The following is a 12984-nucleotide window of genomic DNA, read 5'->3' as shown; positions in this document are numbered from 1 at the left end:
ATCCCGTGGGCGTAGCCCTAAGGGCACAGGAATGAGGGCAGTCTTGAAGGGCGCGCTTAATAAAAAGAGCGCCAGAACAGGAGCAGCGGCGCCTACTTCTCCAGCGTCGCCACCACTTCCACATGCGCCGTCCAGAGGAACTGGTCGATCGGCGTGATGCTGGTGATGCGGTAGCCGCCTTCGATCAGGATCGCGAGATCGCGGGCCAGCGTCAGCGGATTGCAGCTGACCGCGACGACTTTCTTGACGGCCGAGCGCGCCAGTTCCTGCGACTGGAACTCGGCGCCCGCGCGCGGCGGGTCGAAGACAACGGCGTCGTAATGCTTGAATTCCGCGGTCATCAGCGGGCGGCGGAAGAGGTCGCGCTTCTCGACGCTGACCGGCTTCAGCCCCTGTGCCTTGCGGGCGGCGTGATCGAGGGCGGCAAGCGCCTTGTCGTCGCCTTCGACCGCATGGACGCGGCCGATGCGGGCGAGCCGGAGCGAGAAGGTGCCGGAACCGGCGAAGAGATCGGCGATGCGCTTCGCCTTGCCGACATGGGCAACGACGAGTTCCGCCATCGCCTCTTCGGCAGGCTTCGTCGCCTGGGTGAAGCCGCCGGCCGGAGGCGAGACCTGCACGCCGCCGAAATCGACGATCGGTTTCTGCGGCTCGACGAGGATCTCGCCGTTCAGCGACACGCGGGCGATGCCGCGCATGCCGAGCACGGTCTCGACGGCCTTGCGGCGCTGCTGGTCGGGAAGCTTCTTGATGCCGTCGACGGCGAGGTCGAGGCCGGAAAGCGTCTCCAGCACCGAAATGCGGAAGGCCTCGGCATTCGTCGCCATCGCCGCGCCGATCGCCTTGATCGCCGGCAGCCGGGCCATGATCCCTACCGAAGAGATCGGACATTCCTCGATCGCGACGATATGGTGGCTTTCGGCCTGGTTGAAACCGATCAGCATGTCCTTCTCGGTCTTGCGCGCCGCGAAGACGACGCGGCGGCGCTCGCCGGGATGGGCGGCAACGAGTTCGCCGACCTCGGCATCGATCCCCTGCGATTTCAGCGCGTTGACGACCAGCTGCCGCTTGAAGGCGCGGTAGGGCGCGTCCGAAAGATGCTGCAGCGTGCAGCCGCCGCAGGTGCCGTTGACGCCGTCGGGGCCGAAATGGCGGCAGGCCGGCTCCTGGCGGTCCGGCGAGGCCTTGGCGATCGACATGATCGTGCCCTGGTTCTTGACGCGCGCGATCGCGACCTCCTCGCCCGGCAGTGCGAAAGGCACGTAGATCGCGCCATCCCTGCCTTCGGCGATACCGTCGCCCTGTCCGCCGAGTTTCTTGATCGTGACTGTTTCGGTGCTCACGGCTTTATTCCTGCAAGTAGATATTCCTGATTGCCGTCGCCGCCCGCAATCGGCGAGGCGATGAGGCCGAGGCTCTTCCAGCCCATGTCTTCGGTAAACCACCGCTCCAGCTCTGCGGCCACCGACGGCGCCGAGGAGGGGTCTTTCAACAGGCCACCCTTGCCGATCGCCTCGCGGCCCGCCTCGAATTGCGGCTTGACCAGAAGGGCCGCCTTGGCGCCCGGCTCGGCGATGTCGAGTGCCGGGGCAAGCGCCAGCTTCAGCGAAATGAACGAGACGTCGGAAACCAGGAAGGTCACCGCATGGCCGATATCGTCGGCCGTCAGATTGCGGGCGTTCAGCCCCTCGACATTGGTGACGCGCGGATCGGCCGAAATGCGCGGATGCATCTGCCCGTGGCCGACATCGATCGCCGTCACATGCGCGGCACCGCGCTCCAGCAGCACTTCCGTAAAGCCGCCGGTCGACGCGCCGACGTCAAGACAGTGATGCCCGGCCGGATCGAGCCGGAAGTGATCGAGCGCCGCCGTCAGCTTCAATGCGGCGCGCGAGACGTAATCCTGCGCCGGATCGTCGATTTCGATCTCGGCCGTTTCGGCAAACAGCGCGCCCGGCTTGGTGACGATCTTGCCGCCCACCTTCACGGTGCCGCGGTCGATGGCATCGCGCGCCCGCGAGCGGCTGGCAAAAAGACCGAGGCTGACGAGCAGCTGGTCGAGACGTTGTGGGTTCTGATCGGACATTGGCAGTCCATGACTGGCAAAACCCGCGCTTGCAAGCCTTTTGTTTGCAATGCAGTCGTTGACGCTTCATCCTCGTCGGAGATAATCCGGCCCTTGGCGATAGCGGAAGAGGGGCGGCAGGCATGACGATTTCCCGGACTTTGACGGTCTTGGCTCTCACGGCTCTTGCCGCGCCCGCCGTCGCCAACGACACCATGGCCGAGCTGAAGACCGGCGGTCTCACCTTCGTCGAGTCGCCCGATGTCAGCATGGAGAGCGAGGCGCTCTTCATCTCGGCCAGGGAAGTCCGCGTCGATTACGTCTTCGAAAACAGCGCCGACAAGGATGTCGAGACGCTCGTCGCCTTCCCGATGCCGGATCTGCCGGGCCATGTGGAGAGCGATATCGCCATTGCCGATTCCGGCAAGGACAATTTCCTTGATTTCACGGTGACGCAGGACGGCAAGCCGATCTCGCCGACGTTGCAGCAGCGGGCGATCGCCGCCAGCATCGACGTCACCGATGACCTGAAGGCGCAGAACATTCCGCCGCTCCCTTATGCCGAAGGCACGGCCGCAGCGCTCGAAAAGCTCCCCGACGCGGTCAAGCAGGACTGGCTCTCCCGCGGCCTGCTCTACGACGACGTCTATGACAATGACGGCAGTGGCTTGAAGCATCACATGACGCCGCTCTGGACGCTGCGCTCCACCTACTGGTGGAAGACCGTCTTTCCGGCCAGGGCGAAGGTGACGGTCTCGCACCGCTACACGCCGAGCGTCGGCGGCACCGTGGCGATCAGCTTCCTGGAGGATGGCCAGGCCAAGGGTGATCGCTACGACGATTACCAGCGCCGTTTCTGCACCGACCAGAGCTTCGTCAAGGCAGCCCAGAAATTCGCCAAGGCCGGAGAGAATGGCGGCCCGAACTATACCGAAAGCTGGATTTCCTACATCCTGAAGACCGGCGCCAACTGGAACGGCCCGATCAAGAACTTCAAGCTGACGCTGGATAAGGGCGACCCGAAAAACCTCATCAGCTTCTGCGGCTCGAACGTCAAGAAAACCGGCCCGACGACATTCGAGATGACGGCGGCGGATTTCTGGCCGGAGCGGGATCTCGATATTCTGATCCTCAATGCGCCCGGGCAGGTCCAGTAAGCGTCGGGGTGGCGCAATATCGCCATCCCCTATTTTTGTGCGGTGCAAACTTAAACAATTTTAAAGCCCGGCCGCCTAGGTTCGCCCCGATTGCAGTGGTTCGCCTGAATCGCTTTTGCCATGACGGCACGCATTTTCTGCCCGCAAATCATGTTCCTCCCAATTTCTTAGCCTGCTGCCGTCGCCCCGCGGTGGCCCGATCAGACACGCCGATTATTTGCCAGGAGAATTACTGGTGTTCGCCAATATCTCACTCAAGGGGAAGCTTGCGGCCACGTTCGCAGCCCTCATCGTCATTTTCGTTGCCGTCTCGTCCTTCGTCTATATGAAGGCAAACGCCTCCGCTGAGGCCTCCGCACAGCAGGAGAAATCCGAGCTGCTCGTCAACCAGGTAGACGACGCGCTGCAGGCCATGCTCGAGCAGGCCGTCAATCTGCGCGGCTTCATCCTCTTCCGCTCCGACAGCACCTATGGCGATATCTTCGCCAATCGCGAGCGCATGCTGAAGGCGATTGCCGCCGCCAAGCAAAGCGCTGCCGGCGAGCCCGAAATCCTCGACATGATCGACGGCATGCAGAAGGCTGCCGACATCTATTTCCATGAGCTCGCCGAGCCGCAGGCCAAGGCCCGCAAGGAAACCGAAACCCCGATCGCCGATGTCGTCAAGATCGGCGTCAACGCCACCAAGGGCCAGCTCGACGGCTTCCGTCAGGCTTCCGCCAAGATCAAGGCCGCCGCCCGCGACAAGTCCGCTGAGCTCGCCGCCATCCAGGCCGATGCCGATAGCGACCTGAACAGCACGCTGCTCTTCGGCGGCATCGGCGCTTCGCTTGCCGCTGCCGTTCTTGCATGGCTGTTGTCGCGCGCCATCGTCCAGCCGATCATCGGCATGACCACGGCGATGAGCCGCCTTGCCGATGGCCATCACAATGTCGACGTTCCCGCCCTCGACCGCCGCGACGAAGTCGGCCGCATGGCTCAGTCGGTTCTGGTCTTCAAGGAAGCTGCCGCCGAAAAGCTGCGCCTGTCGGGCGAAACCGACCGCATGCGCAGTGAAGCCGAGCGTCAGCGCCTGCTCTCTGATGAGGACAAGGCCCGCGAAGCCGCCGACATCCGTTTCGTCGTCGATGGTCTGGCAACCGGCCTGTCGAATCTCGCAAACGGCGATGTCGCAAGCCGCATCACTTCGCCGTTCTCTCAGCAGTTCGATGGTCTGCGCACCGACTTCAACCATGCTGCCGAAAAGCTGCAGGCGACCCTGCAGGCCGTCGGCCGCAACGCCTCGGCGATCAATGCCGGTGCTGGCGAAATCCGCTCGGCTGCCAACGATCTCGCCCGCCGCACCGAACAGCAGGCCGCAGCGGTCGAAGAGACCGCCGCAGCCCTCGAAGAGGTCACCACCACCGTCCGCGACAGCGCCAAGCGCGCCGAAGATGTCGGTCATCTGGTCGAGCGTGCCCGCGTGGGCGCCGAACGCTCCGGCGACGTTGTCCGCAAGGCCGTCACCGCCATGGAGCAGATCGAGAAGTCTTCGGGCGAGATCAGCAACATCATCGGCGTCATCGACGATATCGCCTTCCAGACCAACCTCCTGGCGCTGAATGCCGGTGTCGAAGCCGCCCGCGCTGGTGAAGCCGGCAAGGGCTTTGCCGTCGTCGCCCAGGAAGTCCGTGAGCTGGCCCAGCGCTCCGCGCAGGCAGCCAAGGAAATCAAGGCGCTGATCAACACCTCGGGCGAACAGGTCAATACCGGTGTGTCGCTCGTCGACCAGACCGGCAAGGCGCTGGCCGAGATCGTAAACGAGGTCCAGGAGATCAACCGCCACGTCGGCGCTATCGTCACCGCCACCCGCGAACAGTCGATCGGCCTGCAGGAGATCAACACCGCCGTCAACAACATGGACCAGGGCACGCAGCAGAATGCCGCCATGGTCGAGGAACAGACGGCGGCCAGCCACTCGCTGGCCCAGGAAGCAGCATCTCTCGATGCCCTCCTGCACCAGTTCAAGCTCGGCGCCGCCGCAGCCGTTGCCGTCGCCCCGCGCGCCGCCATCGCCCAGCCGGCCTCCCGCCCGGTCGCCTCTCCGGCCCGCGCACTGAACAACCGCGTCGCCAGCGCCTTCGGCGGACGCGCGGCAACGGCAGCCGCTGTCGTGCAGGACGAGTGGACGGAGTTCTGAGACTAGCCTGATTGTCTGAGACGGGGCCTCCGAGGGAAACTTCGGGGGCCTTTTGTTTTGGGCGTTTGCGGGTGTGGCCCCCTCATCCGGCTGCCGCCACCTTCTCCCCGATGGGAGAAGGGACGTTGCCGTAAGCTCGAGCTTCCCCTCTCCCCCACGGGGAGAGGGCAGGGTGAGGGGGCTCCAGGCGCGATGGTCAAATTGATCGTCAGGCCTATCCCGCCACAACCCGCATCCGCTCGATATCCCGCCGCGGCGGCACGCTGTGCACCCGCACATAATCCCGGCTGAACTGCGAAGGGCTATCATAGCCCACCCGAAAGCCCGCCTCCGCTGCCGTCAGCCCCTCGGTCACCATCAGCCGCCGCGCCTCCTGCAATCTCAGCTGCGTGCGAAACTGCAGCGGGCTCATCGCCATCACCGATTTGAAATGCTCGTAGAAGGTCGAGGCGCTCATACCCGCCACCGAGGCAAGATGCTCGATCGCAAAGGGCTCGCTGAAATTCTTCCGGATGAAATCGACGGCACGGCCGATCTGGTTCAGCCGGCTTTCGCGATTGGCGATTTGCCTCAGCAGCGGCGCCTGCGGGCCGCGGATCAGGCGGTAGAGCATCTCGCGCTCGATCATCGGCGCCAGGATACCGGCATCCTCCGGCGCATCCAGCAGCTGCAGCATCCGCACGGCTGCATCGAGCAGCTCCGGCGTCGAAGCGCTGACGCCGGCTGCCGCGCTCTCATTCGCCTTGCCGTCCGCCGCGGGCATCAGCTCCGCCAGCATGCCGCGATCGAGCTGCAGCCGCATGCAGAGATAGGGCCGGTCGGCGCTCGCCTCGACGACGGCGCCGATGACGGGCAGGTCGACGCCGACGACGAGATAGTGGGCGCTGTCATAGACATGCACCCGGTCGCCGACGACGGCGCGCTTCCGCCCCTGCGCAACGATGCAGCAGGAGGGCTCGTACATCGTGTGGATCGGCTCTGTTTTCGCCGAGGATCGTATGATCCCGACGCGCGGCAGGGTGGTGTCGAAGCTGCCGTCGGTTCCGGCATGGCGATCGATCAATTCTGCAAGCTGGGCAATCTTTTCCATTGCAGCAGCATGACCGGCAGCGGCGCAAATGCCAAGCCGTGATGCACCGCTTCCGGAAGATCGTGCAAGAAATCCGGAGAAGCCTGCTACCGGCCGGTGCCATCAAGCAACCATCTTCTGCCGGGGCCGCGATCGGCGGCCGTCACAGTCACAGCATGAGGAAGAAGACATGACCGGCATCCAAGGCAAGACAGTTCTGATCACTGGCGCCAGCAGCGGCATCGGCGCCGCAACCGCCCGCGAGCTCGGCGCCGCCGGCGCCAGGCTCGTCATCGGCGCAAGGCGGACCGACCGGCTGGAGGCGCTGGCAACCGAAATCCGCAATGACGGCGGCACCGTCGAATTCCGCGCCCTCGACGTGACCGACCGCGCCGATATGGAGGCTTTCGCCAGGGCGGCGATCGATGCCTTCGGCCGCATCGACGTGCTCGTCAACAATGCCGGCGTCATGCCGCTATCGCTGATGTCGTCGCTGAAGGTCGAGGAATGGGACCGGATGATCGACGTCAACATCAAGGGCGTGCTCTATGGTATCGCGGCCGTCTTGCCCGTCATGAATGCGCAGGAAAGCGGCCAGATCATCAACGTCTCCTCGATCGGCGGCCTTGCGGTCTCCCCGACCGCGGCGGTCTATTGCGCCACCAAATTCGCGGTGCGGGCGATCTCCGACGGCCTGCGCCAGGAGAACCGAAAACTCCGCGTCACCTGCATCAATCCCGGCGTCGTCGAATCCGAACTCGCCAGCACCATCACCGAGCCCTTCGCGAAAGATGCCATGGCTACCTACCGCGCCATCGCGCTGAAGGGCTATGCGATCGCCCGCGCCATCCGCTTCGCGATCGAGCAGCCCGACGACGTCGATACCAACGAGATCACCATCCGCCCCACAGCCAACGCGGCGATCTGATCATGCGCGGGCTCTCAGCCATCATCACCGGCGCTGCCCTCTGCAGCGCCACCATCGCCCTGGCCAATCAGCAGGAGACGAAAATGCAGGACCATCCCCACATAGGCATGTGGATCACCGCTGACGGCCACATCCGCCAGGAACTATTGCCCAACGGCCGCTACGACGAAGCCCGCGGCACCCGCAAGAGTGCCTATCAGGGCCGCTACGAGGTAGATGGAGACCATATCGAATATTGGGACGACACCGGATTCACCGCCGACGGCGATTTCGTCGATGGCAATGTCCTGTACCATGGCGGGATGATTTTCTATCGGGATGGGAAGGTGGAGTAGCTCTCAAGTCGATGTTGTGCCCGCGGCCCCCTCATCCGGCCCTATGGGCCACCTTCTCCCCGCGGGGGAGAAGGGATCGGAGACATTGCGGCAATTGCCTTCTCCCCTCGGGGAGAAGGTGCCCGAAGGGCGGATGAGGGGTCTCCGGGTAGGGAGCTTCAGACTTACCCCGCAACCCCAACCGCAACTGTGCGGCCAAGCGCCTTGAACACCGTCGAGACGATCCCGGCGCGATCGAGCCCTGCATGGGCATTCATCGCCTCGGGCTTTGCCTGCTCCATCCAGATGTCGGGCATGACGAGCGAGCGCACCTTCAGCCCGCTGTCTAGCAGGCCTTCCATCGCCAGGAACTGCATGACGTGGCTGCCGAAGCCGCCGACGGAGCCTTCCTCGATGGTGATCAGGATTTCGTGGTGGGCGGCGAGCTGGCGGATCAGGTCGTGATCGAGCGGCTTGGCAAAGCGCGCGTCGGCAACCGTCGTCGAAAGACCGGCCGCATCGAGATCTTCGGCTGCGAGCAGGCTGTCGGCGAGACGCGTGCCGAAGGAAAGCAGCGCCACCTTGGTGCCTTCCTTGACGATCCGGCCCTTGCCGATCTGCAGGATTTCACCACGCACCGGCATCTCGACGCCGACGCCTTCGCCGCGCGGATAGCGGAACGAGATCGGACCGGCGTCATAGGCAGCGGCGGTGCGCACCATATGCTTGAGTTCCGCCTCATCGGCAGCCGCCATCACCACGAAGCCCGGGAGCGCCGCGAGGAAGGTCGTGTCGAACGACCCGGCATGCGTCGGGCCGTCGGCGCCGACGAAACCGGCGCGGTCGATCGGGAAGCGCACCGGCAGTCCCTGGATCGCCACGTCATGGACGACCTGGTCATAGGCGCGCTGCAGGAAGGTGGAATAGAGCGCCGCAAACGGCTTGTAGCCTTCGGCGGCGAGACCGGCAGCGAAGGTTACCGCATGCTGCTCGGCAATGCCGACGTCGAAACAGCGGGCCGGATAAAGGCTAGCCAGCTTGTCGAGCCCGGTGCCGTTCGGCATCGCGGCGGTGATGCCGACGATCTTGTCGTCGAGCTCGGCTTCCTGAACCAGCGCTTCGGCAAAGACGCTCGTATAGCTCGGCGCGTTCGGCTTCACCTTGGCCTGGGCGCCGGTGATGACATCGAACTTGTTGACGCCGTGATACTTGTCGGCAGCAGCTTCCGCCGGCGGATAGCCCTTGCCCTTCTGCGTCACGACATGGATCAGCACCGGGCCTTCGGCGTGGTCGCGCACGTTGCGCAGCACCGGCAGGAGGTGCTCGAAGGAGTGACCGTCGATCGGGCCGATATGGTAGAAGCCCATCTCCTCGAACATCGTGCCGCCGGTCACATAGCCCCGCGCATGCTCGACGGCGCGGGTAATGGCGCGGTCGACCTTCTTGCCGAGGTAGGCGGTCAGCTTCTTGCCGAAATCGCGGAAGCCCATGTATGTGCGCCCGGAGGCGAGGCGTGCCAGATAGGCACTCATGGCGCCGGTCGGCGGAGCAATCGACATGTCGTTGTCGTTGAGGATGACGATCAGCCGCGCGTCGAGCGCACCGGCATTGTTCAGCGCCTCATAGGCCATGCCCGCCGACATCGCGCCGTCGCCGATGACGGCAATCACGCGCTTGTCGGTCTGGTCGAGCTCGGCGGCGACAGCCATGCCGAGACCGGCGGAAATCGAGGTCGAGGAATGCGCGGCGCCGAAGGGGTCGTATTCGCTCTCGGCACGGCGCGTAAAGCCGGAGAGGCCGTTTTCCTGGCGCAGCGTGCGAATGCGGTCGCGGCGGCCGGTCAGGATCTTGTGCGGATAACACTGGTGGCCGACATCGAAGATCAGCCGGTCTTCGGGCGTGTTGAAAACGCTGTGTATGGCGATCGTCAGCTCGACGACGCCAAGCCCTGCACCCAGATGTCCGCCGGTGCGCGACACGGCGTCGATCATCTCGTCGCGAACCTCGCGTGCGAGCTGTGGCAGCTCGCGGTCATCGAGCTTGCGCAGGTCGGCTGGAAGCTTGACCTGATCGAGCAGCGGTGTCTTCGGCGGTTGTGTCACGGGCGGGCGCTCTTTCTTATGATTCTCGGAGATGCTTATTCCGATTAAATTGCGGCGAAACAAGTGCGTTTCAAGAACCGCAACCGCTCCATTCTAGAGAAGTTCAGCCTTCAGGCAAAGGCACGAATTCCTCTTCATCCCCCGGAACGATGTCGAAACGGCCAGTGCGCCATTCTTCCTTGGCCTTCTCGATCCGCTCTTTCGACGAGGAAACGAAGTTCCACCAGATATAGCGCTTGGAATTCAGCGCCGCGCCCCCGAAGAGCATCAGGTGACAGCCCTGCACTCCGGCCTCCAGCGTGATCGCATCGCCGGGACGGAAGACCAGCAGCTGATCGGCCGCAAACCGGTCGCCGGCAATCACCACCTCGCCGGAGAGAACATAGACGGCACGCTCTTCATGCGCAGCGCCGAAGGGGAATTTCGATCCCGGCTGCAGGCTGATATCGGCATAGAGCGTATCGGTGAAAACCTTCACCGGCGACTTCAGCCCCTCGAAGGAGCCGATCACCACGCGCCCGGTCACGCCGCCATCGTCGATAACAGGCATGTCGCCCTTTTCGGTATGGGTGAATTCCGGGTTCATCTCTTCCTTTTCATCGGGCAGCGCCAACCAGGTCTGCAGGCCGGACATGGCGAGCGGATGTCCGCGCAGATTGTCGGGCGTACGTTCCGAATGCACGATCCCGCGCCCGGCCGTCATCAGGTTGATATCGCCCGGCCGGATCACCTTCTCGGTGCCGAGGCTGTCGAGATGGCGGATCTCGCCGTCGAAGAGATAGGTGACCGTCGAAAGCCCGATATGCGGATGCGGCTTCACATCCAGCGCCTCGTCGGGCCTCAGGATCGCCGGCCCCATCCGGTCGAAGAAGATGAACGGCCCCACCAGCCGCCGCTGCCTGGTCGGCAGCGCGCGCCGCACCTGGAATCCGCCGATATCGCTGGTGCGCGGAATGATCAGATTCTCGATCGCATCACAGGCAAAGGCATCGCCGGGCAGGGGATCTTTACCGGGGAAGAAGGACATGGCGGTTTCCTCTAAATACCAGCGAGATCCGGAGCATGCGGACAGCGCGACGCGATTTCAATGGTCAGAGCGTTTCCTGCTCTTCAGGATAACGGGCAAGGAAAGATGTCAGCTCGGCGAGCAGAGGTGGAAGCGGATCGGTGGCGGCGTTCCAGATCACGGTATCGATAACGCCGCGGTAGTCGTGGCGAAGCACATTGCCGAAATGACGCATCGCCAGCCAGTCGTGAGCCGGAAACAGTTCTTCGGCCAGGGGTCCCAGTTTGACGGCTGCTTCCGATATCCTGGCAAAGCAGCGCTCAGTCGCATCGCGAACAAGGCGATTTTCCTGGTAGGCTTTCAGGTCCATGCCTCGGATATAGTCCAAAACGGCCTCCCCATTTTCGACGATGTCGCGCATCCGCGTCAGGGGGCGTTTAGAAGGCAACAGTGCGGTCCTGTTCCACGTTCCGGCGAAACCGCTCTTTCTCCAGGGGCTCGGCGATTACATCCACCTTGTGGAAGCCTGTGATCTCGGTGATCTTGTCTTCCAGGTTCGCGATCGCGCTGAAGTAACCGAGACCCGATTTCATGATGGGGTCGCTGAGCTTGACGAGGATATCGAGGTCCGATTCCGGTGTCGCTTCACCGCGTGCCACGGAGCCAAAGATAGACATATGCTCCGCGCCTGCGGCGCGCAGTTCGTCTTCGTGCTCCCTGAGCTTGGCGATGACCGTATCCTTGTCCATGCCAAGCAATATAGGGAATTTGCGTTGTCCGGTCGAGTGCCACTCTGGGGTGCATTCATCCGGCTGCCGCCAATCAAGCCCCGTCGAGAGGCTCCACGCCCTGCGGCTTGCCCGAGCGGTCGAGGCGGATCTTCTCGATGCGGTTTTCCGCCGCCGAGAGCAGGGTTTCGCAATGCTTCTTCAGCGCTTCGCCGCGCTCGTAGATCTCGATGGATTCGTCCAGCGCCACGTCGCCGCGTTCGAGACGGGCAACGATGCTTTCGAGTTCGGCCACGGCCTTTTCGAAGGAAAGACCTGATACCTCAGGCTTGGCGCTGTCAGTCATACTCAACCCTTCATCAATCGAAGCACATGCAGCCCGGCCGATTCGGCCAGACCTTCGAGATCATAGCCGCCTTCCAGCAGGCTGACGACCCGGTTGGAGGCGCTTTTGTCGGCTATCTCCAGCAATCTTCCGGTCGCCCAGTCGAAATCCTCGCCGACGAGATTGATCTGCGCCAGCGGATCGCGGTGATGGGCGTCGAAGCCGGCGGAAATGATGATCAGGTCCGGCCGGAAGTCATTGAGCGCCGGCAGCACGCGGGATTTGAACGCCTCGCGGAAGTGATCGCTGCCTACATTTGGCGAGAGCGGCGCATTGACGATCGTGCCGTGCTTGCCGCTTTCGTCCTTTGCGCCCGAGCCCGGATAGAGCGGCATCTGGTGCGTCGAGCAGAACAGAACCGAGGGATCGTCCCAGAAGATATCCTGCGTGCCGTTTCCGTGATGCACGTCCCAGTCGACGATCGCGACGCGCTCGGCGCCGTAGCGCTTCTGCGCGTGGCGGGCGGCAATCGCGGCATTGTTGAAGAAGCAGAAGCCCATCGCCTTGTTCTTCTCGGCGTGGTGACCGGGCGGACGCGCCGCGACGAAAACGTTGTCGGCCTTGCCGGTGAACACGTCATCGACGGCGGCCATCGCCCCGCCGACGCCGGTCAAGACCGCCTGCAGGCTTTTGGCGCTGGCATAGGTATCGGCTTCCAGCTGGTTGATCTCGCCCTCTTCCTCGGGGATTTGCCGCATCACCGCGAAAAGGTGCTCTTCGGGATGGGCCAGCAGTACCGCGTCCTCATTGGCCTGCGGCGCCTCCTTGCGGTCCAGCCGCTCGAAATTCGGATGGCCGAGCGCGACATTGATGGCGCGCATGCGGTCCGGCCGTTCCGGATGGCCCTCCGGTGTCACATGTTCGAGGAAGATCGGATGTTCGTAAAGACGGGTGCTCATGGCGAAATACTTATCCTCTGGCCCTGTCATGATCCACAGCAGATGGTGCTGAGGCGGGCTATTTCAACAGACACATGCTGTCGCAACCACGTCACCGCAAGCGTTTACTTCACCTCCGCCCGGGCCTAGTCTTGCTCGTGATGGCAGGGGGA

Annotated in this window: 13 protein-coding genes; 4 read left to right on the top strand and 9 right to left on the bottom strand. The window is 63.6% G+C overall.

The window, feature by feature from the left end; genetic code table 11:
• Positions 1-92: 92 nt before the first annotated feature.
• Together ACODR6_RS02540 and ACODR6_RS02535 are read right to left on the bottom strand one after the other, a co-directional pair.
• Positions 93-1343 carry a class I SAM-dependent RNA methyltransferase gene (locus ACODR6_RS02540; RefSeq protein ID WP_489020524.1) on the bottom strand — a complete coding sequence of 417 codons (1251 nt, stop codon included), beginning with the start codon at positions 1341-1343 and terminating at the stop codon, positions 93-95.
• On the bottom strand, positions 1340-2086 hold the full coding sequence (locus ACODR6_RS02535; protein ID WP_489020522.1) for a TlyA family RNA methyltransferase: 747 nt from the start codon (positions 2084-2086) through the stop codon (positions 1340-1342). The genes ACODR6_RS02540 and ACODR6_RS02535 overlap by 4 nt, the downstream gene beginning before the upstream one ends.
• 128 nt (positions 2087-2214) lie before the next feature.
• On the opposite strand from ACODR6_RS02535, the gene ACODR6_RS02530 reads away from it, so the two are divergent.
• Positions 2215-3222 (top strand): DUF4424 domain-containing protein, encoded by a 1008-nt coding sequence (locus ACODR6_RS02530; RefSeq protein WP_489020715.1) that lies wholly within the window; start codon positions 2215-2217, stop codon positions 3220-3222.
• 235 nt (positions 3223-3457) lie between these two features.
• A complete protein-coding gene (locus ACODR6_RS02525; protein WP_489020520.1) occupies positions 3458-5401 on the top strand; it encodes a methyl-accepting chemotaxis protein in 1944 nt (647 codons plus the stop codon).
• Between the two features lie 214 nt (positions 5402-5615).
• Here ACODR6_RS02525 and ACODR6_RS02520 read toward each other — a convergent pair whose 3' ends face one another.
• The gene (locus tag ACODR6_RS02520; RefSeq protein ID WP_489020518.1) at positions 5616-6491 is read right to left on the bottom strand and encodes an AraC family transcriptional regulator; all 876 of its coding nucleotides are present in this window, start codon (positions 6489-6491) and stop codon (positions 5616-5618) included.
• 169 nt (positions 6492-6660) lie between these two features.
• On the opposite strand from ACODR6_RS02520, the gene ACODR6_RS02515 reads away from it, so the two are divergent.
• Entirely contained in the window at positions 6661-7398 is a 738-nt protein-coding gene (locus ACODR6_RS02515; protein WP_489020516.1) for an SDR family oxidoreductase, read from the top strand.
• A 2-nt stretch (positions 7399-7400) separates the two neighbouring features.
• Positions 7401-7733, top strand: coding sequence for an Atu4866 domain-containing protein (locus ACODR6_RS02510; protein WP_489020514.1), 333 nt, complete (start codon positions 7401-7403; stop codon positions 7731-7733).
• A 164-nt stretch (positions 7734-7897) separates the two neighbouring features.
• Here the strand turns inward: ACODR6_RS02510 and dxs are convergent, their stop codons facing one another.
• From dxs to ACODR6_RS02480, 6 genes are all read right to left on the bottom strand, one after another.
• On the bottom strand, positions 7898-9814 hold the full coding sequence (gene dxs, locus ACODR6_RS02505; protein WP_489020512.1) for a 1-deoxy-D-xylulose-5-phosphate synthase: 1917 nt from the start codon (positions 9812-9814) through the stop codon (positions 7898-7900).
• A 103-nt stretch (positions 9815-9917) separates the two neighbouring features.
• Entirely contained in the window at positions 9918-10841 is a 924-nt protein-coding gene (locus ACODR6_RS02500) for a pirin family protein (protein ID WP_489020510.1), read from the bottom strand.
• 64 nt (positions 10842-10905) lie between these two features.
• Complete coding sequence (locus tag ACODR6_RS02495) at positions 10906-11241, bottom strand: HepT-like ribonuclease domain-containing protein (RefSeq protein ID WP_489020508.1); 336 nt, start codon at positions 11239-11241, stop codon at positions 10906-10908.
• A gap of 16 nt (positions 11242-11257) precedes the next feature.
• Complete coding sequence (locus tag ACODR6_RS02490) at positions 11258-11569, bottom strand: nucleotidyltransferase family protein (RefSeq protein WP_489020506.1); 312 nt, start codon at positions 11567-11569, stop codon at positions 11258-11260.
• A 73-nt stretch (positions 11570-11642) separates the two neighbouring features.
• Positions 11643-11894, bottom strand: coding sequence for an exodeoxyribonuclease VII small subunit (locus ACODR6_RS02485; RefSeq protein ID WP_025582353.1), 252 nt, complete (start codon positions 11892-11894; stop codon positions 11643-11645).
• Between the two features lie 2 nt (positions 11895-11896).
• Complete coding sequence (locus ACODR6_RS02480; RefSeq protein ID WP_112712951.1) at positions 11897-12832, bottom strand: histone deacetylase family protein; 936 nt, start codon at positions 12830-12832, stop codon at positions 11897-11899.
• Between the last annotated feature and the right edge of the window lie 152 nt (positions 12833-12984).

This window comes from Rhizobium sp. FG96 (genome assembly GCF_057808655.1).
The sequence above is the reverse complement of the archived record's forward strand: the minus strand, read 5'-3'. Positions and strand labels throughout refer to the sequence as shown.

Bases quoted from the DNA above. Each gene is read 5' to 3' on its own strand.
- ACODR6_RS02535 (WP_489020522.1), bottom strand. From the start codon at position 2,086: ATGTCCGATCAGAACCCACAACGTCTCGACCAGCTGCTCGTCAGCCTC.
- ACODR6_RS02520 (WP_489020518.1), bottom strand. From the start codon at position 6,491: ATGGAAAAGATTGCCCAGCTTGCAGAATTGATCGATCGCCATGCCGGA.
- ACODR6_RS02515 (WP_489020516.1), top strand. From the start codon at position 6,661: ATGACCGGCATCCAAGGCAAGACAGTTCTGATCACTGGCGCCAGCAGC.
- ACODR6_RS02510 (WP_489020514.1), top strand. From the start codon at position 7,401: ATGCGCGGGCTCTCAGCCATCATCACCGGCGCTGCCCTCTGCAGCGCC.
- ACODR6_RS02500 (WP_489020510.1), bottom strand. From the start codon at position 10,841: ATGTCCTTCTTCCCCGGTAAAGATCCCCTGCCCGGCGATGCCTTTGCC.
- ACODR6_RS02495 (WP_489020508.1), bottom strand. From the start codon at position 11,241: ATGCGCGACATCGTCGAAAATGGGGAGGCCGTTTTGGACTATATCCGA.
- ACODR6_RS02490 (WP_489020506.1), bottom strand. From the start codon at position 11,569: ATGGACAAGGATACGGTCATCGCCAAGCTCAGGGAGCACGAAGACGAA.
- ACODR6_RS02485 (WP_025582353.1), bottom strand. From the start codon at position 11,894: ATGACTGACAGCGCCAAGCCTGAGGTATCAGGTCTTTCCTTCGAAAAG.
- ACODR6_RS02480 (WP_112712951.1), bottom strand. From the start codon at position 12,832: ATGAGCACCCGTCTTTACGAACATCCGATCTTCCTCGAACATGTGACA.